The sequence below is a fragment of the Paenibacillus agri genome (genome assembly GCF_013359945.1).
Classification (GTDB): domain Bacteria; phylum Bacillota; class Bacilli; order Paenibacillales; family Paenibacillaceae; genus Paenibacillus_AQ; species Paenibacillus_AQ agri.
The window spans coordinates 1-243 of the sequence record NZ_JABWCS010000051.1; the positions used below are offsets into that span (position 1 = coordinate 1).

1 rRNA gene is annotated in these 243 nt (G+C 55.1%); it reads right to left on the reverse strand.

Going from position 1 to position 243, the window contains the following annotated elements:
• A 16S ribosomal RNA gene (locus tag HPT30_RS00240) occupies positions 1 to 243 on the reverse strand; the annotation flags it as partial.

Sequence of the window (243 nt, forward strand, 5' to 3'; positions counted from 1 at the left end):
CCTCCACATCTCTACGCATTTCACCGCTACACGTGGAATTCCACTTTCCTCTTCTGTACTCAAGCCACCCAGTTTCCAGTGCGACCACAGGTTGAGCCCATGGTTTAAACACCAGACTTAAGTAGCCGCCTGCGCGCGCTTTACGCCCAATAATTCCGGACAACGCTTGCCCCCTACGTATTACCGCGGCTGCTGGCACGTAGTTAGCCGGGGCTTTCTTCTCAGGTACCGTCACTCCGGTAG